General features: G+C 56.4%; 21 protein-coding genes and 7 tRNA genes. 7 read left to right on the top strand and 21 right to left on the bottom strand.

What is annotated here, in order from left to right:
- The first annotated feature begins 42 nt into the window (after nucleotides 1-42).
- On the top strand, nucleotides 43-1,017 hold the full coding sequence (locus FJV47_RS01655) for an aldo/keto reductase (RefSeq protein WP_159610048.1): 975 nt from the start codon (nucleotides 43-45) through the stop codon (nucleotides 1,015-1,017).
- Nucleotides 1,018-1,114: 97 nt separating this feature from the next.
- Here FJV47_RS01655 and FJV47_RS01650 read toward each other — a convergent pair whose 3' ends face one another.
- The 9 genes from FJV47_RS01650 to msrB all read right to left on the bottom strand — a co-directional run bounded on the left by FJV47_RS01650 (nucleotide 1,115) and on the right by msrB (nucleotide 11,051).
- A complete protein-coding gene (locus tag FJV47_RS01650) occupies nucleotides 1,115-1,585 on the bottom strand; it encodes a ubiquinol-cytochrome c reductase iron-sulfur subunit (protein ID WP_200831925.1) in 471 nt (156 codons plus the stop codon).
- A gap of 118 nt (nucleotides 1,586-1,703) precedes the next feature.
- On the bottom strand, nucleotides 1,704-3,827 hold the full coding sequence (locus tag FJV47_RS01645) for a 3-hydroxyacyl-CoA dehydrogenase NAD-binding domain-containing protein (RefSeq protein ID WP_159609401.1): 2,124 nt from the start codon (nucleotides 3,825-3,827) through the stop codon (nucleotides 1,704-1,706).
- A gap of 10 nt (nucleotides 3,828-3,837) precedes the next feature.
- Nucleotides 3,838-5,088 (bottom strand): acetyl-CoA C-acyltransferase, encoded by a 1,251-nt coding sequence (locus tag FJV47_RS01640; RefSeq protein ID WP_200831924.1) that lies wholly within the window; start codon nucleotides 5,086-5,088, stop codon nucleotides 3,838-3,840.
- Nucleotides 5,089-5,245: 157 nt separating this feature from the next.
- Nucleotides 5,246-6,496, bottom strand: a complete 1,251-nt coding sequence (locus FJV47_RS01635) for an HRDC domain-containing protein (RefSeq protein WP_159609399.1) — start codon at nucleotides 6,494-6,496, stop codon at nucleotides 5,246-5,248.
- A gap of 49 nt (nucleotides 6,497-6,545) precedes the next feature.
- Nucleotides 6,546-7,184 carry a DUF3000 domain-containing protein gene (locus FJV47_RS01630; protein WP_159609397.1) on the bottom strand — a complete coding sequence of 213 codons (639 nt, stop codon included), beginning with the start codon at nucleotides 7,182-7,184 and terminating at the stop codon, nucleotides 6,546-6,548.
- Nucleotides 7,185-7,244: 60 nt separating this feature from the next.
- Nucleotides 7,245-8,306, bottom strand: coding sequence for a low specificity L-threonine aldolase (locus tag FJV47_RS01625; protein WP_159609395.1), 1,062 nt, complete (start codon nucleotides 8,304-8,306; stop codon nucleotides 7,245-7,247).
- Nucleotides 8,307-8,342: 36 nt separating this feature from the next.
- The gene (locus tag FJV47_RS01620; protein WP_235026298.1) at nucleotides 8,343-9,047 is read right to left on the bottom strand and encodes an SDR family oxidoreductase; all 705 of its coding nucleotides are present in this window, start codon (nucleotides 9,045-9,047) and stop codon (nucleotides 8,343-8,345) included.
- A 24-nt stretch (nucleotides 9,048-9,071) separates the two neighbouring features.
- A complete protein-coding gene (locus FJV47_RS01615) occupies nucleotides 9,072-10,457 on the bottom strand; it encodes a DUF6421 family protein (protein ID WP_370514877.1) in 1,386 nt (461 codons plus the stop codon).
- Between the two features lie 150 nt (nucleotides 10,458-10,607).
- Nucleotides 10,608-11,051 (bottom strand): peptide-methionine (R)-S-oxide reductase MsrB, encoded by a 444-nt coding sequence (gene msrB / locus FJV47_RS01610; protein ID WP_159609393.1) that lies wholly within the window; start codon nucleotides 11,049-11,051, stop codon nucleotides 10,608-10,610.
- Between the two features lie 62 nt (nucleotides 11,052-11,113).
- Here msrB and FJV47_RS01605 point away from each other — a divergent pair, with 62 nt between their 5' ends.
- Nucleotides 11,114-12,337, top strand: a complete 1,224-nt coding sequence (locus FJV47_RS01605) for a S9 family peptidase (RefSeq protein WP_159609391.1) — start codon at nucleotides 11,114-11,116, stop codon at nucleotides 12,335-12,337.
- A 77-nt stretch (nucleotides 12,338-12,414) separates the two neighbouring features.
- Here the strand turns inward: FJV47_RS01605 and ybaK are convergent, their stop codons facing one another.
- The 3 genes from ybaK to FJV47_RS01590 are packed head-to-tail and all read right to left on the bottom strand — an operon-like array spanning nucleotide 12,415 to nucleotide 14,273.
- Nucleotides 12,415-12,918: a Cys-tRNA(Pro) deacylase gene (gene ybaK, locus FJV47_RS01600; protein WP_159609389.1), complete on the bottom strand. Its 504-nt coding sequence runs from the start codon at nucleotides 12,916-12,918 to the stop codon at nucleotides 12,415-12,417.
- Nucleotides 12,919-12,921: 3 nt separating this feature from the next.
- A complete protein-coding gene (locus FJV47_RS01595; RefSeq protein ID WP_159609387.1) occupies nucleotides 12,922-13,362 on the bottom strand; it encodes a SufE family protein in 441 nt (146 codons plus the stop codon).
- Nucleotides 13,359-14,273 carry a sulfurtransferase gene (locus tag FJV47_RS01590; RefSeq protein ID WP_159609385.1) on the bottom strand — a complete coding sequence of 305 codons (915 nt, stop codon included), beginning with the start codon at nucleotides 14,271-14,273 and terminating at the stop codon, nucleotides 13,359-13,361. Before FJV47_RS01590 ends, FJV47_RS01595 begins: the two co-directional genes overlap by 4 nt.
- A gap of 214 nt (nucleotides 14,274-14,487) precedes the next feature.
- Here FJV47_RS01590 and zapE point away from each other — a divergent pair, with 214 nt between their 5' ends.
- A complete protein-coding gene (zapE, locus tag FJV47_RS01585; RefSeq protein WP_159609383.1) occupies nucleotides 14,488-15,528 on the top strand; it encodes a cell division protein ZapE in 1,041 nt (346 codons plus the stop codon).
- A 35-nt stretch (nucleotides 15,529-15,563) separates the two neighbouring features.
- On the opposite strand, the gene FJV47_RS01580 is transcribed toward zapE, so the two are convergent.
- The 9 genes from FJV47_RS01580 to FJV47_RS01540 all read right to left on the bottom strand — a co-directional run bounded on the left by FJV47_RS01580 (nucleotide 15,564) and on the right by FJV47_RS01540 (nucleotide 17,998).
- On the bottom strand, nucleotides 15,564-16,748 hold the full coding sequence (locus tag FJV47_RS01580; RefSeq protein ID WP_159609381.1) for a benzoate/H(+) symporter BenE family transporter: 1,185 nt from the start codon (nucleotides 16,746-16,748) through the stop codon (nucleotides 15,564-15,566).
- Nucleotides 16,749-16,881: 133 nt separating this feature from the next.
- A complete protein-coding gene (locus tag FJV47_RS01575) occupies nucleotides 16,882-17,103 on the bottom strand; it encodes an antitoxin (protein WP_159609379.1) in 222 nt (73 codons plus the stop codon).
- Nucleotides 17,104-17,265: 162 nt separating this feature from the next.
- Nucleotides 17,266-17,341, bottom strand: a tRNA-Gly gene (locus FJV47_RS01570).
- Nucleotides 17,342-17,386: 45 nt separating this feature from the next.
- Nucleotides 17,387-17,458 (bottom strand) — tRNA-Val (locus tag FJV47_RS01565).
- A 27-nt stretch (nucleotides 17,459-17,485) separates the two neighbouring features.
- Nucleotides 17,486-17,556 (bottom strand) — tRNA-Cys (locus FJV47_RS01560).
- 54 nt (nucleotides 17,557-17,610) lie between these two features.
- Nucleotides 17,611-17,683: transfer RNA gene (locus FJV47_RS01555), tRNA-Gly, on the bottom strand.
- Between the two features lie 24 nt (nucleotides 17,684-17,707).
- Nucleotides 17,708-17,779: transfer RNA gene (locus tag FJV47_RS01550), tRNA-Val, on the bottom strand.
- Nucleotides 17,780-17,831: 52 nt separating this feature from the next.
- A tRNA-Gly gene (locus FJV47_RS01545) sits at nucleotides 17,832-17,904 on the bottom strand.
- An 18-nt stretch (nucleotides 17,905-17,922) separates the two neighbouring features.
- Nucleotides 17,923-17,998 (bottom strand) — tRNA-Gly (locus tag FJV47_RS01540).
- Nucleotides 17,999-18,190: 192 nt separating this feature from the next.
- Between FJV47_RS01540 and FJV47_RS01535 the strand changes: the two genes are divergently transcribed.
- From FJV47_RS01535 to FJV47_RS01520, 4 genes are all read left to right on the top strand, one after another.
- A complete protein-coding gene (locus tag FJV47_RS01535; RefSeq protein ID WP_235026297.1) occupies nucleotides 18,191-19,033 on the top strand; it encodes a PD-(D/E)XK nuclease family protein in 843 nt (280 codons plus the stop codon).
- A gap of 93 nt (nucleotides 19,034-19,126) precedes the next feature.
- Nucleotides 19,127-19,690: a peptide deformylase gene (gene def / locus FJV47_RS01530; protein WP_159609378.1), complete on the top strand. Its 564-nt coding sequence runs from the start codon at nucleotides 19,127-19,129 to the stop codon at nucleotides 19,688-19,690.
- A 3-nt stretch (nucleotides 19,691-19,693) separates the two neighbouring features.
- Complete coding sequence (gene fmt, locus FJV47_RS01525; RefSeq protein WP_159609377.1) at nucleotides 19,694-20,626, top strand: methionyl-tRNA formyltransferase; 933 nt, start codon at nucleotides 19,694-19,696, stop codon at nucleotides 20,624-20,626.
- Complete coding sequence (locus FJV47_RS01520) at nucleotides 20,623-22,146, top strand: RsmB/NOP family class I SAM-dependent RNA methyltransferase (protein WP_159609376.1); 1,524 nt, start codon at nucleotides 20,623-20,625, stop codon at nucleotides 22,144-22,146. Before fmt ends, FJV47_RS01520 begins: the two co-directional genes overlap by 4 nt.
- Nucleotides 22,147-22,183 lie beyond the last annotated feature (37 nt).

The raw sequence follows: 22,183 nt of genomic DNA, 5'->3' as shown, positions 1-22,183 counted from the left end.
GGTCGCACTGTGAAGCGACAGACACAAATCAGTGAGGTGTTCATGGAATTCCGTCAATTAGGCCGTAGTGGTTTGAGCGTTTCGGTCGTCGGCTTGGGCTGTAATAACCTAGGGCGAACCGGGACCGCAACTGAATCCCAAGAGGGTACCGATGCGGTAGTTCACGCAGCCTTGGACGCGGGGATTACCTTCTTTGATGTTGCGGACAACTACGGTAAGACCGCCGGACTCTCTGAGCAACGACTGGGCAAAGCGTTGGGCAAGAACCGAGATGACATTGTCTTGGCAACCAAGTTCGGTATGGACGTTGCCGGAGCAAATGGACCGGATTTTAACGCTCGCGGATCCCGCCGGTACATCATGAAGTCCGTTGAAGCTTCGTTGAAGCGTTTGGGCACCGATCATATTGATCTATATCAATTCCATACTCCCGATGCGAACACGCCCATCGATGAAACCTTACGCGCCTTGGACGAGCTGGTCACCAGTGGCAAGGTGCGCTATATCGGTCATTCAAACCGTGCTGGATGGCAGATCGCCCAAGCAGAATACGTGGCACGCGAGTTGGGTACCGAACGGTTCATTTCAGCACAAAACCACTACAACCTCATTGATCGACGTGCAGAACTTGAAGTGTTGCCGGCCGCCCGTGAATTTGGCCTTGGTGTGCTTCCGTACTTCCCGCTAGCTAACGGGCTGCTGACCGGAAAGTACTCTAAGGGCTACGCGCCTGAAGGAAGCCGACTCACTCACGCACGCCAGCAGTTGGTAGAGACCACAGATTTTGAGCAGCTGGATAAGTTTGCCCAGTTCGCTTCTGAGCGGGACTTAGCTCCTATTGAACTTGCCTTCTCCTGGCTGGCCGCTCAGGAGCCGGTAACTTCAGTGATTGCTGGCGCCACGCGTCCGGAGCAAATCCAGATGAACGCCAAAGCTGTTCGTTGGGTGCCCACTGCCGCTGAGCGTGAAGAACTCGACGCAATCTTCCCAGTACCGAACAAGGTAGCACTTTTCTAAGTTGCCGATGAGCTAACTGGTAGTTATCCAAAAACGAGGTTGCACCCCACTGATGTAGTGGTGCAACCTCGTTTTTTGTCGTTAATCCGACTGGCTTTTAGGACTCGGTGACGTAGACCGAAATCTGATCATTCTTGATCTCTGTGGCATAACGGACCAGCGGAGCGATCGCGGGTCCTTCCAATACTGTTCCGTCGGCTGGCTTAAATCGCGATCCGTGGCAGGCACAGAAAAAGTCATCCTGGGAAGACTCGGCCGTGACAACACAGCCTTGGTGCGTGCAGACGCTGGAAAACGCCAATACGGTTTTTTCATCCGGACGGAACAGTAGTACAGGTATTTCCTTGCCCGATGGATGCTTTGCTTGTACAGATGTGCGGGCGCCGACTTCAAGGTCGGCTAACTTCATCACCACCTGCGACTGGCCAGTTGGCTTCGGTACAGAGGATGCTTCAGGGGTGTCGGCTTCAGAGTGGCCATCACCGCAGGCGGTCAACAGGGCGGCTGATCCAAGGACCGCGGACGCGCACATGAAGGTGCGTCGGGCTGGAAAGACGTTGTCAGTCATGAACATATTCTGGCAGAGATCCCTGTGGTCATGCTAGGAATTTGGCGACCACGTATTGTCCCTGCCAAGGCCTATGGACCCCACTTCAAAGAAGTGAGGCCCATAGATTAGCAAAGCTCTAGCTGTTGAACTTCTTGCCGTTCACCCGTTCAGAAGCGCCTACCTGATCAAGGTAAGGAGTGATTCCGCCGAGATGCATTGGCCAACCAGCGCCGGTGATCATGCAAAGGTCAACATCCGCGGCCTCAGCAACAACGCCTTCAGCAAGCAGTAGTCCGATTTCTTCTGCGAGAGCGTTCTGAACTCGCAAGAGGATTTCGTCCTTCGTGGAGGGCTTATCGCCCTGAACCAGAAGTTCGACAGCTTGAGGATTTAGTTGTTCACTGCCGTCTTCATTCTTGACCCAAAGTGCCGTGATCTTGGCATCGATGAGCTTCTGCAAATTCTCTGAGACAGCGAATCGGTCTCCAAAGGCTGCGTTGAGTGATTCATTCACGTGCTGAGCAACGGGCAAACCGACCATGGCCAACAAAGTGAATGGGCTCATTGGCAGGCCCATCGGAGCCAGCGCTGAGTCCGCAGTGGGTGCATCGGTACCCTCATCGAAGGCCGCTTGTACCTCGCTCATCAAGCGCAGAAGTACACGATTGACCACGAAGGCTGCAGCGTCCTGGGTCTTCACGGTAGTCTTCTTCAGGTTCTTGCCGACAACGAAGGCCGTGGACAGCGAAGTTTCGTTGGTCCACTGCGTGGCCGCAATTTCCAACAACGGCATGAGTGCTACCGGGTTGAAGAAGTGGAAGCCAACCAAGCGCTCTGGATGCTTGAGATCCCGGCCCATTTCTGTCACGGACAATGAGGATGTGTTTGTGGCGAGGATGCATTCTGGGGAGACCACTGCCTCAACTTCGGCGAAGACCTGCTTCTTGACGTTCAGCTCTTCGAAGACGGCCTCGATGACAAAGTCTGCGTCCGCAAAGGCTTCTTTGGTGACCGAACCGGTTACCAGTGCCTTTGTGCGGTTCACAGCGTCCTGGCTCATACGCCCCTTGGCATTCAGCTTGTCGATTTCGCCGCGGATGTAAGCGATGCCCTTATCGACGCGTGACTGATCCAAGTCGGTGATTACTACAGGCACGTTTAGACGGCGCACGAACAATAGTGCAAGCTGACCGGCCATCAGGCCAGCACCGACTACGCCGACCTTAGAAACTGGTCGGGCGAGCTTGGCATCGGGTGCTCCTGCTGGGCGCTTGCCCCGCTTCTGCACCAGATCCAAGAATGCGTAGACGGTGTTCTGAAATTGGTTGGTCCGCATCAGTCCGGTCAACGCTTCAATTTCCAGTGCAGCCGACTCCTGCTGAGAAATGCTAAGGCCCTTACGGAAGACCTCGAGGATTTTATAGGGCGCCGGTGCAGCTCCGGAGAGCTTTGCATCTACAAATTGTTCGGCCTTGTCAGCTGCTTCCAACCAGCGGCGAGCGACTTCTGGATCAGAAGGATCTACAGCGTTTGGTCGCTGAATCTGATCCTTGTCTGCAAGTACTGACTCAACAAAGGACACGGAGTGTTCGATGAAATCTGCCGGTTCAAATATTGCGTCGGCAACTCCCATCTTGTAGGCAGCTGGCCCCGAGAGAGTGCGATTGTTGTTCAGTGGGTTCTCGATCATGACCTTCAACGCATTTTCAGGTCCGACCAAGCGTGGCAGGCGGTAGACCCCGGCCCAACCTGGGATCAATCCGAGGAACCCTTCTGGCAGTCCCAACGCACCAGCGGCGGTACTCACGGTGCGGTAGTTGCAGGCCAGGGCGATTTCTAGTCCGCCTCCCAAGGCCAAGCCATTGATGAATGCGAAGGTTGGGACGCCCAGATCTGCCAGCAGTTCGTAGGTGTAATGGCCCAACGACGCCATCGCGGTGGCCTGCTCGGGTTCGCTCAGTCGGGTTACTGCCGACAAATCGGCTCCGGCAATTAGGAAGTACGGTTTGCCGGTGATGGCCAAAGCATGGATTTCTCCGGCTTTGGCACGTTCCGCTTGCGTTTCCAAAGTCGCGCGAAGTTCCAGCAGGCTGTTGGGGCCTAAGGTAGTCGGCTTCTTGTGGTCGAGTCCATTATCGAGGGTCAGCAGCGCCAAAGTCTTTCCACTGGGAAGGGCGACGTCGGTGACGAATGAATGGGTGACGGTTTCGTCATGCATCATTTGCGCGACGGCTGCGAATTTCTTGGTGTCTACAGTCATTGTCTTTTCCTTATGCCTTGCTGCCGAAGTCTGCATGATTCGGGTTTTCCCAAATGACGGTGCCACCCATGCCTAAGCCAATGCACATGGTGGTGATCCCGTAACGTACCGAGTGGTCCTCGGAGAACTGGCGAGCCAGCTGGGTCATCAGACGAACTCCAGAGGAGGCCAGCGGGTGGCCGACAGCAATGGCACCGCCGTAGCGGTTGACACGATCGTCATCCTGGTCAATCCCGTAGAAGTCTAGGAAGGACAGAACCTGGACGGCGAAGGCTTCGTTGATTTCGAACAGGCCGATGTCGTCAACGCTCAGTCCGGCCTTGGCTAAGGCCTTCTCGGTGGCGGGAACCGGACCATAGCCCATGACATCCGGTTCAACACCGGCAAAGGCGAAAGAAACCATGCGCATTTTTGGCTGTAGCCCCAGCTCGCGAGCGGCCTGACCGCTACTGAGCAATGCTGCGGTGGCCCCGTCGTTCAGTCCTGCGGCGTTGCCGGCGCTGACTCGTCCGTGGGCGCGGAATGGAGTGCGAAGATCCGATAAGGATTCCATGGTGGTACCTGGACGCGGAGGCTCATCGGCGGTGTTGACCTTCCAACCTTCGCCTGGGCGCTTAGCGGCCACTGGGATGAGATCAGGCTGGATCTGCTGGTTTTCGTAGGCCTTGCTGAGCTTATTTTGCGATGTCACGGCGTAACGATCCGTGCGTTCTTTGGTGATCGCAGGAAAACGGTCATGCAAGTTCTCTGCGGTGTTGCCCATATTCAGGGCTTGCGGGTCCACGATCTTTTCGGAGAGGAACCGTGGGTTTGGATCGGCACCTGCACCCATCGGGTGATTACCCATGTGCTCGACGCCGCCAGCGACGACGATGTCGTAGGCGCCGAAGGCGATGCCGCCTGCTGTCGCGGTGACCGCAGTCATGGCTCCAGCGCACATGCGATCAATAGCAAAGCCGGGAACAGACTTTGGAATGCCCGAGAGCAAGCCCACGGTGCGGCCCAAGGTTAGTCCCTGATCTCCCGTTTGCGTGGTGGCAGCGATCGAAATTTCGTCGATTTTCTCAGCAGGTACTTCTGGGTTGCGTTCTAGTAGTCCACGTACGGCCTTGACTGCAAGATCATCGGCGCGGGTACCGTGGTAAATGCCATTCTCGCCGGCCTTGCCGAACGGAGTACGTACCCCGTCGATGAAGACTACGTCGCGGTCGTTGAGCGAAGGGTGCACGTTATTGGGCACGGTCGAAGCGTTGGCACTCACCGTCGGGCTCCTTGGGGTTGGTTCATGCTGCCCGGGGTAGGGCAGTGGCCAGCATCACTGTGACCTAAACCATACGTTACTCAGTAGTAACTTGAAGTGCAAGTGCAGGGCATCACAGTTTGGTTTCAGTAAGAAAACCAAACCTTGCCCGAGGCGGCTAGACCTGGGCGAATCCCTGAGCAAGCCCGTCAACAAGGAGATCTCGTTGCCAGTCACGAGCGCCCAAAAGGCTCAGTTGTTCATCAATACCTTGGGCGCTGATCAGGGCCGGCGGATTCCAACAAAGCTCGCGAACCAACTTCGGGGTGAGCAGGTTTTCGATAGGAATATTCCAGTGCTCACTGACCTCAGCCAACACCAGCTTGGCTGATTCAAGGCGGGCAAAGGCGGCAGGATTCTTTTCTGCCCACGAGCGAGGATGCGGTAAACCAGCTTTGCCGGCTCGTAATTCAGGCAGGTCGCGGGTCAATCGGCCCCGCTGAATAGCGTCGATCCAACGCGGCGCGTCGCGTTTGGCATGGCGGGTATGGAACCCCGGGATTTGAAGCAGTGCAGGCACGGTTGTGGCACGCTGCTCGATGGCAGCCATAATGGCACGATCAGAAAGAAGTCGACCCGGTGCGATGTCCTGACTTTGTGCCAGTGACTCGCGGGAGAGCCAAAGCTCACGGGCGATAGCCAGGTTACGGCGCCCTTTGAGCTTGTGGACGCCGGAGAGTTTGCGCCACGGTTCTTCGGCGCGTTGCGGATCAGGAAGATTGCGCTCGTATTCAAATTCTTGTCTAGCAAATTCCATCTTGCCCTGCTCGATCAGGATCTTCGAGATTTCCTGACGTAATTCTTCAAGGACTTCAACGTCCAAAGCAGCGTAGTTCAACCACGATTCTGGCAATGGTCTGGTGGACCAATCCACCGCAGAATGTTCCTTGGCCAATTGCAGGCCCAGCAGTTCAGCGACCATGGTCCCCAGCGAAACGCGGGGGAATCCAGCGAGGCGACCTGCGAGTTCGGTGTCAAACAATGCGGTGGGAGACATGCCTAGGTCATGAAGACAAGGGAGGTCCTGGGTGGCGGCATGCAAAATCCATGGTTGCTGATTCATGAAATCACGCAACACGCTCAGGTCCTCAAGTTCTTCGGGGTCGATCAGCCATGTCCCTGCGCCTTCACGACGGATCTGTAAGAGGAAAGCGCGCTGACCATAACGGAAGCCACTGGCTCGTTCGGTATCCACCGCCAAATCTCCGCTGCCAGCGCTGAGCTCGCGCACCGCACGGCGCAAGGCGGCCGGGGTATTGATGACCTCTGGAATCCCATCACGCGGATGAGTCAGGGGCGTTAGCACTGGCTCGGGTGACTGGGAATCAGCGGTAGAAGATGAAGAAGCGGTGGTCTCAGAATTCGGCATGATACTTCTATTCTAGATCCAACTGCGAACCGGGAACTGCGCCGGTAATCTAGCTGAGTCGACGGTGTGGTAACTGCTGGACGCCATCAGGTAGCGGCGGTAGGCCAGCAAAGGTGCAAACCAAGTCCGCCCAGGCACTCAAATGTGGTCCGAGATTATCGGTTTCTGGTGACCATGAAGCGCGTAGTTCAATATCGATGTGGTCTTGTTCCCCGGCAAGGTTACCGAAAGACTCGGAAATGACACGGGTTGCAGTGCCACCTGCGGAATGATGGAACGCCTCGCGCTCACGCAAAGAGTCCTCCAACCAAGACCACGCCACCGAGGCGAGCATTGCATCCTGCCCCATGTCGTGATCAAGGCGAGCCCGGACATAAGTCACGATACGGAACTGTCCATTCCACATCTCTTGACCAGCAGGATCGTATAGGAGGATAAAGCGGCCCGTGGCCAGCTGCTCCTGTGGCTGAAGGAATGGGGTGCGGCCGATCTCTTGGCCGTGCGGGCCGTGATCTGGGGGCACCATATCAATGACGTCTCCACTCAGGGCCAACGCAAACGGTGCAAGGCGCCCTGGTGCAGGGATCTCGGTGAACTTCAGCTCTTTGCGTACCTTGGCGTGCGACAGCTCTTCAAGGGCCTTGGCGAAGGCACTCGGAATGGCTGAGGCAGGGCGATCGTTGGTCACAATTTGAGTCTAAACGTGCCGTACCCCCACCGTGGTACGGCACGCCGAGTCACACAAATGCTAAGCGGGGACGTAGGAACCCATGAGTTCGCGCAACTTGGAAATGAACGCCGCAACATCCTCTTCGGTGGTATCAAAGGAACACATCCAGCGCACTTCACCGGCTGCGCGATCCCAATCGTAGAAGCGGAAGTGCTTGCGAAGTTCGTCGCTGACTTCGGTTGGTAGCTTGGCGAACACACCATTGGCCTGGGTTGGGTAAACCAATTCCACTCCAGCGATCTGCTCCACGGCTTGGGCTAGTTGGGCTGCCATTGCATTGGCATGACCAGCTAGTTCCTTCCACAGCTCGGTTCCGTACAGTTCGATCAACTGGGCGGAAATGAATCGCATCTTGCTGCCCAACTGCATGTTCATCTTGCGCAGGTACTTCATGTCATCGGCCAGTTCCTTGCGCAAGACCAGAATGCCTTCGCCCAGCAGGATGCCATTTTTGGTTCCACCCAACGACACGATGTCTACGCCAACATCGGTGGTCAAAGCCCGCAGTGGAACATTAAGCGCGGCCGCGGCATTTGATAGGCGCGAACCATCTAGATGCACCTTCATACCCAGCTTCTGGGCGTGCTCGGTGATGGCTTTGATTTCTTCCGGGGTGTACAAGGTGCCTAGTTCGGTGGCCTGAGTGATGGAAACGGCCAAGGGTTGGGCGCGGTGTTCATCGCCGTAGCCCCATGCCTCCTGATCGATCAGCTCTGGGGTGAGTTTGCCATCGGGAGTCTGCACCTGCAAAAGTTTGAAGCCGCCGACTCGTTCTGGGGCACCATTTTCATCCACGTTAATGTGCGCGCTGGTGGCACAAATGACGGCACCCCATCGTGGCAGTAACGACTGTAGGGCGGTGACATTTGCTCCGGTGCCATTAAAGACCGGGAAAATAGTGGCTTGTTCACCGAAGATTTCGTGAGCAACGGTGCCCAACTGTTCGGTGTACTGGTCCTCGCCGTAGGAGATTTGGTGTCCGCCGTTGGCGCGGGCAATCGCCTCAAGGATTCGTGGGTGGACCCCGGAGTAGTTATCTGAAGCAAAGCCTCGAACAGCGGTGTCGTGCAGTGAAGTCATGTTGTGTCGTTCCTTAAACTGTCGTGAAGTATGAGGCTAGGCGCGAGGCAGCGCGATGCGAGTGCCATTTTGGGACACTGCGCGATCGGCCAATAATTCTACCGCTGCTTGGGCCAGGTAGCTCACTGAGGTGTGCCCGGAAGGAGCCAAGTCAGGTGATTGCTCGCTCAGTGCTTTGACTACCCAGCTGATAGCTGCCGCATTGGGCGCGTTTTTGCTAAATAGTCGTGCCACCGCGTTGACCCAGTGTTCGGCTGCAGCTTTGATGGCCCCGTAATTGGCGTTTGACGGAGTTGGATTGGTGACTGCCTCGGCGCTGACGATGGCCAAACGGCCTGAGGTCGAGCTGATCAAGTCGTCAACAAAAGCACGAGTGGTATTGCGCAGGGTGCCCATCACTGAGCGGTGAAGGAAATCCCAGTCTTCATCGCTTTGTCCAACGATCGATTTCCCGCCTCGCCAACCGCCGACCAGATGGATAAGCGCATCTATTGGCCCATGGTTGGTATGAATGAGACGAGCCAGATCTTGTACCGCGTCAAAATCGGTTAGGTCGCATTCGTACCTGCCCTCGGTGAATCCAAGGCGCTCATCTAACCGGGTCTGGCTACTGCCCACCGCCAGCACCTGGGCTCCAGCGGTGTGCAGGGCCTGAGCACATGCGATTCCGGAAGCCGAAGTGGCGCCAGCGATGAGCACTATTGGTAGTGTCTGATTCAAGAAGAGTCTTTCTTTGCTCACAGTTCCTACCCTAAGACAGGAATCCTAGATTGCCGAGGTGCCAGTCATGCCCTTGGTGGACTCGATGACGCTGGCCATCTTCTTATTCAGCGCCTCATAGAACATCGACAATGGGAACTCATCATCCATCACTTGATCGGTGATTTCGCGTAGGGGAGCGGTGAGCGGCAATGCTTGTGGTCCCTTGGCCCATTGGGAGGCCGGATTTGGCGTGACGGTTTGGGAGACTAATTCGTAAGCCGCAAGCCAGTGCGCTAACTTGGGGCGGTCGATGGACTTCCAGTAGAGCTCGTCGATTGCATCGCCCAACGCGGCGACGACTTCTGGTACTTGATCCCAGTCGATGCTCAATTTGGTGTCGGTCCAGTGAAGGACATGGTGCTGGTGCATCCAAGCGAACAACAGCTGGCCGCCCAGGCCATCGTAGTTACGCACACGCGAGCCGGTGATGGCAAAGCGGAAGATGCGGTCGAAGATCACCGCATACTGGACTAGCTTGGCCATCTTTGCGGTCTTGGGATCGGCCTTTGGGTCATTGCTGATCTTCATGGACTCACGGAAGGCGGTCAAATCGCAACGCAGTTCCTCTAGCGAGTACAAGAAGAACGGCATGCGTTGCTTGATCATGAACGGATCAAAGGGAAGATCGCCACGCATATGGGTGCGGTCGTGGATCAAGTCCCACATGATGAAGGTTTCTTCGGTCAGGTGCTGATCTGTCAGTAACGCTGCCGCATCATCTGGTAGCTGCAGATTGGTAATTGTTGCGGCTTCTTGGAGCACCTTGCGGAAGCGTGCGGCCTCACGATCCTGGAAGATTGCGCCCCAGGTAAATGATGGGGTCTCACGTATGGCCACCGACTCTGGGAAGAGCACTGCAGAGTTGGTGTTGTAGCCCTCGGTGAAGTCAATAAAACGCAAGGGAACAAACAACGCGTTGGTGTAATTGGTGCTCTCTAGTTGCGCAATGAATTCCGGCCACATGACCTGAACGAGTACCGCTTCGAGATGACGATTGGTTGAACCGTTCTGTGTGTACATCGGGAAAAGTACTAGGTGAATCAAACCGTCGATGCGCTGAGCCTGTGGTTGGAAGCGAAGTAGGGAGTCCAAGAAGTCTGGAACACCAAAACCGCCCTCGCTCCAATTTTCAAGGTCGCTCACAAGCTGTTCTAGATATTCAGCGTCGTGCGCAAAGTAGCTTTTCAGACCGTGGACCGAAGCAACGATTGAGTCGATTAGTTCGGCGGCACGAGAACGGCTCGCCCCCTGCGTGATGGACCCATCTTTAGCCTGCAGGCCCTGGAACTCGGCGGTGGCCGATTTGAGAGTCAACCACGCTTCGCTATGCGCGATCTGCAGTACTTGTTCGTCGGTAGCCGGCATTGGCTTGGTAGAGATCTGGGTCATTTCAGTACACCTTCTTTTTGAAGTTCGGGGAGCGCTCATGTGCTTGACATGAACGCTACGCCCAAACAATAGAAAAGTTGATGCTGGATAACTGGTGAATAAGTAGGTCTTATTCTAAGTGTGACGTAACCCGCCCCACTATCAGTCTAATTAGCCCTCAGCCTTACGCAACGACAGGCTTACCGAGTTCATGCAGTACCGCAGATCAGTAGGAGTGTTGAAGCCTTCACCTTCGAAAACGTGGCCCATATGTGAATCGCACGTAGCGCAGCGAACTTCAACGCGCTTCATGCCCATCGATTCATCGGTGATGTAACGAACGCGGTCTTCGGCCAAGGGCGCGTAGAACGAGGGCCAGCCACAGCTGGCGTCAAACTTCGTCGTGCTGGCGAACAACTCGGCCCCACACGCGCGACAGGCATAAACGCCCTCGGTGGTGGTGTCCCAGTATTCGCCGGTGAATGGACGCTCCGTACCAGCCTGACGCAGTACCCTAAATTCCTCAGGCGAGAGAATTTCTTGCCACTGCATCTGCGTGCGGGCTGTGGGATCCACTGGCTGGTGACTCTTATCGTTAACAGATTCTTCGCTCATAGTCATAGAAACGTACAGCAGTCATAGATGATTCCCACGGCACATCGTGGAAAGATAAAAGTATGGCTCGGAACATCGTAGACACTTTGGAACCACGCAAGACGATCCCAGCAACTCTGTTTGGCATTGGTCTGGGGCTCGGCGCTGGGTCATTAGTCGCTGCCAGCGTTTCGGCGCTCGCCGGATATTTCGCTCGACGGGTTGTTACCCCGGAAGAGCGGCGTACCGGAAACAGTATGATCCGCGAAGTGGTTACGGATCACGAAGGTAAACTCTGGGTCCACTTCGCCAAGGACGCCGAAACTAATCAGCCTGGCCCCTGCATATTCCTTACTGAGTTCGATGCCTGCTCCATCAGACTCTCCTCACCAGTAGAAGTGCCGGGCAAGCCCAAAATCGTTGCCCGAAAGATTGAGCATGTGTATCGCGGGAGCCTTGAAGGAGTGCGACGTGGATACCTTTCTGGCGCCGTCTATGAGCATCCGGCTGACCTAGGGTTCGTTGCCGAGGACGTAGCCATTCCATTGGAAAACGGCGACGGCCCGGCCTGGCTTGTTCGTGGCACAACACATGAAAATGTTTGGGTTATCGGAGTCCACGGACGAGGTGCCAGACGCAACGAATCAATCAGGGCCTTGCCGGCATTAGCTGCAGTGGGCGTCAGTACGTTGCTGATGAGCTATCGCAACGATGGTATCGCTCCGAACGCGGCAGACGGACGCTACGGATTGGGCGATACCGAATGGCACGACGTGCAATCAGCCGTGCAATTCGCCAAAGAACACGGGGCGCAACAGATCATCTTGCTCGGTTGGTCCATGGGTGGTGCGATCAGCCTCCAAACCGCTGACCGTAGTGAATTGGCGGCGGACATTGACTCGTTGATGCTCGTTGGGCCGGTGATCAACTGGGTCGATGTACTCTCACATCAGGCTAGAACCAATCGCATCCCACAATCGGTGGGCCGTTTTGGCCAATGGCTACTGTCTAATAAAGCCGGACGGTGGGTCACCGGTCAAGCCGCACCGGTAAACCTCAAACGCCTGAACTGGGTGGAGCGAGCTAGCGAACTTAAGCATCCCACTTTGATCATGCACAGTCGCGACGACGAATTTGTTCCCAACGGGCCGAGCCTCAAGTTGGCTGCACTTCGACCGGATCTGGTCACCTTGCGGACCTTTACCAAGGCGGGGCACACCCGTGAACCAAATGTTGATCCCCAAGGATTCGAACAGGCCGTCACGAACTTCCTGTCCAAGCGCATCGTGATCCGCTCCGAAGCCTGAATCTAACAAGGACGCTGTCTGTACCTTCGTTGAAGAACACGAAAGGTACAGACAGCGTCCTTGTTATGTCCCAGGGATTACTCGGTGGCGATCGGTGCGAGGATCGCCGAGGTGGCCTTGGCCGCGTCTTGCGGAGCGATCTCTAGGCTAAAGCCTCGGCGACCGCCGGAAATGAAGACCGTCTCAAAATCCTGAGCAGTGCTATCGATCACCGTGGTTGAAGGCTGACGTTGCCCAAAGGGCGAAATTCCACCCAACACGTAACCGCTACGGCGCTGAGCCGCAGCCTTATCAGCCATCTGAGCTTTTTTCTTGCCCAGAGCCAACCCCACAGCTTTCAGATCCAGCATGGCTGCCACTGGTACTACGGCCACCGCCAGATCCTCGCTCGCGTTGGAGCCGGTTGAAACCATCAGGGTCTTAAAAACTCGTCCGCGCTCCACACCCAACTGCTGAGCAGCCTCGTCACCGTAACTTTCTGCCGAGTCGCTATGTGTGTAGCTATGCGCCACATAACTAATGCCGGCAGCGTCCAGGGCTGCGGTTGCCGGGGTGGAGGAGGCGCGTTTCTTCTTGCCCATTCACTAGGCCGCCAGCTGTTCAGAGATTTGACGTTTTATTCGCCCCAGCATCGCTGTCATGCCGCGCATACGAAGGGGCGATAGTGCCCGAGTTAGTCCTAGCTGTTGTGGCATGTCGTCGGGAACCGCCAAAATTGAGTTGGCATCTGCACCGTCCAAGCCGGCAGATAGCACCGAAGCGAATCCTCTCGTGGTCGGTGCCTCTGGGGGAGCCGAGAAGAACAGGCTGACCGTGTGCCCTGCATCCTCGGCCACCTCCACCACCAAGAACAAGGGCGACTGGCACTCGACTACCTGCTCAAAGAGTTCCGGATGGTCCGCCAGGCGCGAAGGTAAAGCAGGTAACTCACGGGAGTATTCCAACAGCAACTCCAGGCGTTCTGCCTCGGGAACTTCGCTAAACTCTTCGACGATCTCTTTTAGTTCAGAAGGAAGCTGGCTCATGCGCGAACCCCACGTGCCGCTGGAACTTCACCCTTAGCTTCACCACGAACGATCGGCACGCCAACCGCATTGCCCCACTCGGTCCACGAACCGTCGTAATTGCGCACGGACTCAAAGCCCAATAGGTGCTTGAGCACAAACCAAGTGTGGCTTGAACGCTCACCGATACGGCAGTAGGCCACCACGTCGTCGCCTGGCTTCAGTCCTGCATCCCCAAGGTAGATGGCTTCAAGCTCTTCGCGCGAGCGGAAGGTTCCGTCCTGAGCAGCGGCCTTTGCCCAAGGCACCGAAGCTGCGCTAGGAATATGACCACCGCGCAAGGCGCCTTCCTCAGGATAGTTAGGCATGTGGGTGCGCTCACCGGTGTACTCTTCAGTGGAGCGCACGTCGATCAACGGGCTACCCAAATGTGCCAAAACCTCAGGTAAGAAGGCACGGATTTCTGCGTCCTGACGTTCGATGACGGGGTACTGGGTGGCTTCAACCTGTGGCTTATCGGTGCTCAGCTCGCGACCTTCAGCGATCCACTTGTCTCGTCCGCCGTCCATCAGACGTACATCTTGATGGCCAAAGAGGGTGAAGACCCACAGCGCGTACGCTGCCCACCAGTTGGACTTGTCGCCGTAGATCACCACAGTGCTCTCACGGGTGATGCCCTTTGCTGCCATCAGTGCAGCAAAACCTTCACCGTCGACGTAGTCTCGGGTGATCTCATCATTCAGTTCGGTGTGCCAGTCGATCTTCAACGCGCCCGGAACATGTCCAGTGGAGTACAACAAAATATCCTCATCGGACTCCAACACAACGAGATTTTCGGCTCCCAAATTTTCGGCGACCCAGGAGGTGGATACCAATCGTTCGGGGTGGGCGTAGGCGGCGTACTTCTCGTTGGACTCAACAGGTAGCGACATTAATAATCACGATCCTTGTAGTTCTAATGATGTAGCCCGTGGGATGTAACGGGCTTTGGGCTCTACTTCTAGCCTAGTCCCGAACGCCAAGGAACACAGTGTGGGCTTCGACATTTTAGGCAATCATCGCGAGCATTCAAGGTAAACTGACCGTTGGGCTTGCTGTGGCAGGCTGCGAATTATTGAGCAATCAACAAAAGGACTCTCACAGCCAATGGCGACGATCACCCACCTGAGCCAAACCAAGCCCAACGTTTCCATCGAAGAGTTGCTGGCAGGTTTCCACCCCTCCTACCGCTTTGGTGAAGTGTCCTTCGATACCTACCGTCCCGACCCGACCCAGCCTTCGCAAGCTGAGGCAGTCAACAAGCTTAAGGCCTTCGCTGAGACCGTTGGGAAGAATAGCTCAGGCTCCTTCATCTCTAAGCTTTTTGGCAAAAAGAAGGAAACCAAAAACGGTATCTATCTCGACGGTGGCTTCGGTGTGGGCAAGACCCACCTGCTCGCCTCGCTATGGCACGCATCATCTGGCCGCAAGGCTTTCGGAACTTTTGTGGAGTACACCAACTTGGTCGGTGCCCTCTCCTTCCGTCAGACCGTTGAGGTGCTCAGCCAGTACTCGCTAGTGTGCATTGACGAATTTGAATTGGACGATCCGGGCGACACCGTGCTGATGTCCCGCCTGATGCGTGAACTATCCGACGCCGGGGTAAAGCTGGCTGCCACCTCAAATACGTTACCTGGTGCCCTGGGGGACGGACGTTTTGCCGCCGTAGACTTCCAACGCGAGATCAAAACGCTCTCCGAGCAATTCGACGTTCACCGCGTAGATGGCGAAGACTTCCGTCACCGTGGACTGCCCGATGCTCCGCAGCCACTGGAAGATTCGCAAATTGAAGACTTCGCAGCGCAACGCTACGCCGAGAAGACCCTGGCCGTGGATAACTTTGACGATCTGGTCGCTCACCTCTCCCAGGTTCACCCTTCGCGTTACCGCCAGTTGCTCTCTGATACGGACGTACTAGTGCTCCACAATGTCGGCACAATCACCGACCAGGCCATCGCCTTGCGCTTCGTGGTTCTTGCCGACCGTTTGTATGACAAGGATGTGCCTCTTGTCGCCTCGGGTAAGCCATTCAGTGACTTGTTCACCCCCGAGATGATGTCCGGCGGTTACCAGAAGAAGTACTTCCGCGCGGTCTCGCGTCTGACCGCCTTGGCCCGTGAGGGCCAGGCTGGCGAGCCAGCTAACTAGATCTTCACAAGCCCGAACTGTACTTCATCGCCACTTCATCGCCGAGCACTGCGCTCGGCGATGAAGTGCGTTAACAGCCCTGCCACTAGCGCCCAGAAGGCTCCGCCGATGCCGAAGATCGTCAGATTTCCGGCCGCCACCAACACGGTGACCAAAGCACCCAACCGCCACGAAGGATCACCCATCGAGCCGAGCAAGGCATTGGTTAGTGTTGCCAGCAGCGCGAGGCCCGCTGCGGCTTGGAAGAGACCCTCGGGGGAGGCGCTGGCCAAAGACACGATCAGTGCGCTCAGCGCCCCGAAGACTAGATAAAAGAATCCGGAACTGCATCCGGCTCGCCAGCGTAATTTCGGATTCGCACCCGCCTGCTCGCCAGCCGCCAAAGCAGCGGTGATAGCGGCCAGATTGATGGCATGACCACCAAAAAACGCACCAACCGCTGAGCCGACCCCAGTGAAAATCATGGAGGGGCGCCACGGCAACTCATATCCGAATGAACCGAGCACCGCGACGCCGGGAATGTTTTGCGAGGCCATAGTCACAATAAATAATGGCACGCTGATGCTCACGATGGCGGGCAACGAAAACTCCGGCACCACAAACTCCAAATGCGGCAGGACCTGAAGCTGCCCCCACGCATCATTGACCCCAATATGCCAGAGCCCGAAGCACACCGCTGCCAGCATGCTCAAGGCCACCGCGAACTTCGGTAGCACTCGCAGACCAATCAGGAAAACGAGAAGGATTCCTAGTGCCGGTAAGGTGATGGTCCCTAAAGCGGTAAAGGGCTTGATGCATAGTGGCAAGAGCACACCGGCGAGCATGCCTTGGGCAATCGGCACCGGGATTTTAGTCAGTAGCTTGTGCAGACCGGGAAGGAGTCCGGTGAGAATAATCAAGACACCGCTGACGATGAACGCGCCAACAGCTTGTTCAAAGCTGAATGCTCCTGGAGCCAGCGAGGCCAACATCGCGGCACCAGGTGTAGACCAAGCGATACTGATCGGCATCCGATGCCGCCATGAGAGCACCAGCGTGCACAGGCCCACGAGCACCGACAGAGCAAGCAACCCCGAGGCTGCCTGCGATGGGCTAGCTCCGACTTGGTACAAACCTGCGAGGACTACAGCGAAGGAGGCGACAAAGCCGACCATCGTTGTAATCAACCCAGCGATGATGGGCTGACTTATTTGATCTTGTGAGGGCGTGCGTTCAACCATAGTTTATTTTTGCAGGTGTACTCGGGCTTGGGGATATTCTCTTCAGTTTGTGAAGTTAACGCAGAAAAGGTACCGACCGCAGTCGGTACCTTTTCGGGATGCTCGGCCAAGCCGAGGGGAGTAAACGAGGTAATTAGCCCTCGTTATTCTCGCCTTCGCCACCCTCAGCGCCTCCGCCGAGTCCGTTCACGAAGTCGTTAGCACCACCCTGGATGCCGTCGACCTGATCAGCGAACTTGCCACCGGTCTTGTCGTCGATGAAATCGCCGGCCTGATCGATGCCCTGGGAGACCTGTTCTGGGTTCTCTTTCGCGAATTCCTCTGCTTTGCCACGCAGATCATCAAAACCTACCATGCTGCACCTCCATTCGTTTGTGGGAACCCCTTTAGCTCCACAACTGCTTTCCACCCTAGGACGAAAATACTGATGAGGGAAGAGCGGTGGAAAACTCGGGCGTGTCAGGTCACAAAACTTAAAGAAAAATGGGAACCACTTGGAGTGATTCCCATCTTTATTTGGAGCGGTCAACGAGGTTCGAACTCGCGACCTCAACCTTGGCAAGGTTGCGCTCTACCAGCTGAGCTATGACCGCATATATTTATTTTTGAGATCCATGGTCTGGTGAACCATGAGTCCGTGCGCGATACTGGGATCGAACCAGTGACCTCTTCCGTGTCAGGGAAGCGCGCTACCGCTGCGCCAATCGCGCAAAAAAGATCAAGCAATCTTCATTGCGAGGTGGGGACGGGATTCGAACCCGCGTAAACGGCTTTGCAGGCCGCTGCCTCGCCTCTCGGCCACCCCACCATACTGACCGAAGTCAGAATAACTAGTTTTACCTAGTCGGTGAATCTTTTTGCGAGCGGACAACGAGGTTCGAACTCGCGACCTCAACCTTGGCAAGGTTGCGCTCTACCAGCTGAGCTATGACCGCATGAACATCGATAAAGATGTTCAGTGCGCGATACTGGGATCGAACCAGTGACCTCTTCCGTGTCAGGGAAGCGCGCTACCGCTGCGCCAATCGCGCCGAAGATTCACGAATGAATCTCGACAGAATCCAAAAAATTCTGAATTCACAGAGCGGTCAACGAGGTTCGAACTCGCGACCTCAACCTTGGCAAGGTTGCGCTCTACCAGCTGAGCTATGACCGCAGGATTTATATGAAGTTATGGAGCGGTCAACGAGGTTCGAACTCGCGACCTCAACCTTGGCAAGGTTGCGCTCTACCAGCTGAGCTATGTCCGCAAAATGTGCTGTTTTCTGAACGTTTCCGTTCTTTCCAACGAGTAAAAACTCTATACGAGAATTCGCATCCGTCCAAATCGAAACGCTGAGATCTGGTTCACAGAGCTTAAAAACCGCGGATCTACGGGGAAATTTGGTTTTTCCGTCACGACTAGGAGCGAAGCGGGGGAGGTGCATGCCATGATCGTGTGCATGACGTCTCCAAAATTAGCTCATCAGACCAACTCCGGGCGCATGTACAGTCGCCAGGTTGGTGGACCAGGGATTGTCCCATCCATCACCACGGTCATTGGGATGGATGCACTAGACCTCTCCGGGTGGGCTGGCTACATGGCGGCCAAAGCACTTTCTGAAGATCCGCAGCTTTCACAAGCCGTCAATGACCCGCGACAAATGCGTTCGTTAGTCCGGGCCGCGTCAGGAGCTGCCGAGGTCTACCGTGATCACGCCGCAGCGCGCGGGGACCGAGTTCATAACTATGCAGAAGCCTATGCGTTGCGTGAACTAGGTCTTGAGCACGATCTTCTTGCTGCAAGGTCCGCTTTGGAAGAAAATCACGAACTGGGATATTTGCAGCATTTTGAAACGTGGTGGGCCGAGTATCAAGTTGAACCACTTGCCGCAGAGGTCTCCGTGTGGAACGAAACTGTCGGCTATGCCGGAACGATTGACCTTGTGGCGAAAATCGGCGGGCGGGTTTGCATCGTAGATTACAAAACGAAGACCTCGGACCGAGAGGGAATCGTAAAGCGCCCCGACGATAAAGTCATTATGCAACTCGCCGCTGCCTGTAAGGCCGAAGAACAAATCGTCGACGCAGAGCGCGGCCTTTGGAAACCATGGGAGTACGGTACCGACGCAATGCTGCTCGCTGTTGCTTTGGGGGATACCGGCACCAGGACCTTTATGGCGCCGCCAGCAGCGCTCCCTGACTATTGGGCGAAGTTCTTCGTATTGAAGCGCAACTGGGAAGTGACGAATAAGATTGCTCAATCCCGCGCTTCACTGTCCGAAATCACGCCGCCAACTCAATAATGCGAGGTCGCGACCGCGTAGACTAGAACGGTTAGCATTCGCCCGTGCGAGAGCTCACAGAAATGTCAACGGCAGGGAAGGTACCAGCGAATAATGGCGATTTTGGGAATTCGGATCATCGGAGACCCCGTTCTACGCACGCAAGCGCAGGAGGTGACCGACTTTGGCCCGGAGCTCCAGAAGCTCGTCGAAGACATGGATCAAACGATGGAAGATGTCCATGGTGCCGGTCTGGCGGCCCCGCAAGTGGGTGTTTCACTCCGGGTCTTCACCTATCAGATTGGTGAAGAACGCGGTCACATCGTCAATCCAGTACTGGAACTGAGTGATGACTACCAAGACGATCAAGTTGAGGGTTGCCTGTCCATTCCGGGAGTTGCAGCTCCGGTTCCACGCCGCCGTTATGTGAAAGCGACCGGTTTTGATAAGTACGGCAACCCGGTGCAACTCGAAGGTGCGGACATGCTGGCGCGATGCTTCCAGCATGAGACGGACCACCTTGACGGGGTCCTGTTCCTGGACCGACTGGCTCCAGAGGAAAAGAAAAAGGCTTACCGGACACTGCGCGCGGCAAACTATTCGAAAACCGCCAACGCCACCGTGCAACAACGTGCCGGAGCATTGGGCTCTAGCTTTGGCGCTGGATTGGGGAACTAGAACATGCGAATCCTTTTTGCCGGCACGCCGCAGGTGGCGGTCACCTCGCTGAACTATCTGCACGAAGCAGGATTTGAAATCGCCGCGGTGCTCACCCGCCCAGACGCCCCGTTAGGGCGCAAGCGCGTGCTGACTCCTTCGCCAGTAGCGGCCCGGGCAGCAGAACTAGACTTGCCGATAATTAAGGCAGCAAAAATTACCGAGGAAACTACCGCGGCGCTGCGTGAGTTGAACCTTGACGCTGCCGCGATCGTTGCCTTTGGTGGGCTTGTTCCTGAATCCGCTTTGAGCGTTCCAACCCACGGGTGGATCAATCTGCACTTTTCGTTGTTACCCCAATGGCGAGGTGCTGCTCCCGTGCAGCACTCGATCATTCACGGTGATGACATCACCGGAGCGGTCACCTTCCAATTGGAAACTGGTCTGGATACAGGACCAGTCTTTGGGCAAGTCACCGAGGTGATCAACGAGTTGGACACCGCCGGCATCATGCTGGAGCGGCTCAGTGAGTCGGGCTCCAACCTGTTGGTTCAGACCTTGCAGGCCATAGATTCGGGACAAGCTGCCTGCGTGCCACAGAGCGGCTCGCATACCTATGCGCCGAAAATTACCGACGTCGACGCAGAACTCGACTTCCACCGTCCAGCCACTGAAATTCGCCGTCGCGCCCATGGGACCACGCCGTTCCCGGGCGCCTGGGTCAAGGTTGAGGGTCAGCGGTTCAAATTTGGTCCACTACGCGAGCACCGCGATATTAGCGATCTGTCCGCCGGTGAAGTGTGGATCGAACCGGGTAAACAACCCAAGGTCCTCATTGGCACCGCAACTTGGGCCCTTGAACCCACCCAGATTCAGCCTCCGGGCAAAAAGATGATGAACGCCTCCGACTGGGCACGTGGCGTGCTCACCCAGGGAACGAAAGTGAGCTTCGCATGAGCGAGCAGCAACGCGGGGGATTCCGCGATAACGAACCGAGACGTAATGAACAGGGCCGCACCAGAAATCGTGGTGGCTCCGGTCCTCGCCAATTCTCAAAGTCGGCACCGGGGCAGCGTAAGCGAGCAGCCAACCCTGCCCGATTGGTCGCTTTTAAAGTACTGCGTGAAGTATCCAGCGCCGATGCCTACGCCAACTTGGTCCTGCCCAAACTCATTCGCGAATACCAGTTGGATCGACGCGACGCTGGATTCGCCACCGAACTGGCCTACGGCGCCCTGCGCAGCCAAGGATTTTATGACGCGATCCTTTCCACCTTGGTTGATCGTCCGTTGGCTGAACTTGATCCGGCGATTCTCGACGCGCTACGCCTTGGCGCGCACCAGCTACTGGCAATGCGCGTGCCAAAGCATGCTGCCCTAGATGAGACAGTGTCTTTGGCCCGTGCGCAGATCGGTGCCGGTCCTTCCGGGCTCATCAATGCGGTACTACGTCGGGTTTCAGCTCAAGAAGCCGAAGCCTGGACGCAGCAGTTGGCCGCCAGCGCCACCTCAGATTCACAGCGCCTTTCAATCGAGCACTCGCATCCGGACTGGATCGTGCGCGCCCTGCGCGGCGCACTGATCGCTCACGGTCGCGATGCGAGCGAACTAGAAGCACTTTTGGAAGCTGATAACCTCGCACCACTGGTGAACCTGGTTGCTTTGCCGGGTCTGGGTGATCTGGCACCAGCCTTCGAAGCTGGCGCCGAGCCGGGGACCTTACTTGCCGATTCTGCGACCTACAAGCATGGCGACGTCGCCCGCGTGCCCGGAGTCAAAGAAGGTACCGTGCGTGTGCAGGACGCCGGCAGCCAAGTGATGGCCCGCGCCTTGGCCAACGTGGCGCTTCCGGAAGCTGGCGAGGATCGCTACTGGTTGGATTTGTGCGCCGGGCCCGGCGGCAAGGCTGCATTGCTTGGTGCCCTCGCGGTGCAACGTGACGCCCGTTTAACGGCCAACGAACCGACCGCACACCGCGCCCGTCTTGTCGCCAATTCGCTCGATGCAGTCCCACACGACTACTGGATGATTACCGAAGAAGACGGGCGCCTCTTTGGCCAGGAAGACTATGCGGGGGACTACGACCGCATCATGGTCGATGCTCCCTGCTCGGGTCTTGGTGCCCTGCGTCGCCGCCCCGAATCGCGCTGGCGCAAGGCCCCGCGTGATATTCCCGAGCTGACCGCCCTGCAAGGTGAACTTTTGGATGCCGCCTTTAATGCTGTGCGCGTCGGCGGAGTTATCGGTTTCGTCACCTGCTCGCCGCACCAAGCAGAAACCCGACTGGTCGTCGAGGACTTCCTCAAACGCCATCAGAAAGCTGCACTACTAGATACCTCAGCGGCTGTCTCATCGGTGATGTATGAGCGTTCGCCCGCCGCTGGACACGCACTCGGGGAAGGAAGCACCGTGCAGCTGTGGCCGCATGTGCACGGCACCGACGCGATGTTCATGGCGATCCTGACCAAAAAGTCCTAGTCACCTCTCCCGTCTCACCCAGTCACAAGGAGTACCA

It is taken from the genome of Glutamicibacter sp. JC586, from assembly GCF_009805585.1.
Classification (GTDB): Bacteria; Actinomycetota; Actinomycetes; order Actinomycetales; family Micrococcaceae; genus Glutamicibacter.
The sequence above is the reverse complement of the archived record's forward strand: the minus strand, read 5'-3'. Positions and strand labels throughout refer to the sequence as shown.

What these genes read in the sequence shown, in the direction of transcription:
- FJV47_RS01635 (WP_159609399.1), bottom strand. Translation starts at nt 6,496, where the DNA reads ATGCCGAATTCTGAGACCACCGCTTCTTCATCTTCTACCGCTGATTCC.
- FJV47_RS01650 (WP_200831925.1), bottom strand. Translation starts at nt 1,585, where the DNA reads ATGACTGACAACGTCTTTCCAGCCCGACGCACCTTCATGTGCGCGTCC.
- ybaK (WP_159609389.1), bottom strand. Translation starts at nt 12,918, where the DNA reads ATGGGCAAGAAGAAACGCGCCTCCTCCACCCCGGCAACCGCAGCCCTG.
- FJV47_RS01575 (WP_159609379.1), bottom strand. Translation starts at nt 17,103, where the DNA reads ATGGTAGGTTTTGATGATCTGCGTGGCAAAGCAGAGGAATTCGCGAAA.
- def (WP_159609378.1), top strand. Translation starts at nt 19,127, where the DNA reads ATGGCGATTTTGGGAATTCGGATCATCGGAGACCCCGTTCTACGCACG.
- msrB (WP_159609393.1), bottom strand. Translation starts at nt 11,051, where the DNA reads ATGAGCGAAGAATCTGTTAACGATAAGAGTCACCAGCCAGTGGATCCC.
- FJV47_RS01590 (WP_159609385.1), bottom strand. Translation starts at nt 14,273, where the DNA reads ATGTCGCTACCTGTTGAGTCCAACGAGAAGTACGCCGCCTACGCCCAC.
- FJV47_RS01580 (WP_159609381.1), bottom strand. Translation starts at nt 16,748, where the DNA reads ATGGTTGAACGCACGCCCTCACAAGATCAAATAAGTCAGCCCATCATC.
- fmt (WP_159609377.1), top strand. Translation starts at nt 19,694, where the DNA reads ATGCGAATCCTTTTTGCCGGCACGCCGCAGGTGGCGGTCACCTCGCTG.
- zapE (WP_159609383.1), top strand. Translation starts at nt 14,488, where the DNA reads ATGGCGACGATCACCCACCTGAGCCAAACCAAGCCCAACGTTTCCATC.
- FJV47_RS01535 (WP_235026297.1), top strand. Translation starts at nt 18,191, where the DNA reads ATGACGTCTCCAAAATTAGCTCATCAGACCAACTCCGGGCGCATGTAC.
- FJV47_RS01520 (WP_159609376.1), top strand. Translation starts at nt 20,623, where the DNA reads ATGAGCGAGCAGCAACGCGGGGGATTCCGCGATAACGAACCGAGACGT.
- FJV47_RS01645 (WP_159609401.1), bottom strand. Translation starts at nt 3,827, where the DNA reads ATGACTGTAGACACCAAGAAATTCGCAGCCGTCGCGCAAATGATGCAT.
- FJV47_RS01595 (WP_159609387.1), bottom strand. Translation starts at nt 13,362, where the DNA reads ATGAGCCAGCTTCCTTCTGAACTAAAAGAGATCGTCGAAGAGTTTAGC.
- FJV47_RS01615 (WP_370514877.1), bottom strand. Translation starts at nt 10,457, where the DNA reads ATGACCCAGATCTCTACCAAGCCAATGCCGGCTACCGACGAACAAGTA.
- FJV47_RS01605 (WP_159609391.1), top strand. Translation starts at nt 11,114, where the DNA reads ATGGCTCGGAACATCGTAGACACTTTGGAACCACGCAAGACGATCCCA.
- FJV47_RS01625 (WP_159609395.1), bottom strand. Translation starts at nt 8,306, where the DNA reads ATGACTTCACTGCACGACACCGCTGTTCGAGGCTTTGCTTCAGATAAC.
- FJV47_RS01655 (WP_159610048.1), top strand. Translation starts at nt 43, where the DNA reads ATGGAATTCCGTCAATTAGGCCGTAGTGGTTTGAGCGTTTCGGTCGTC.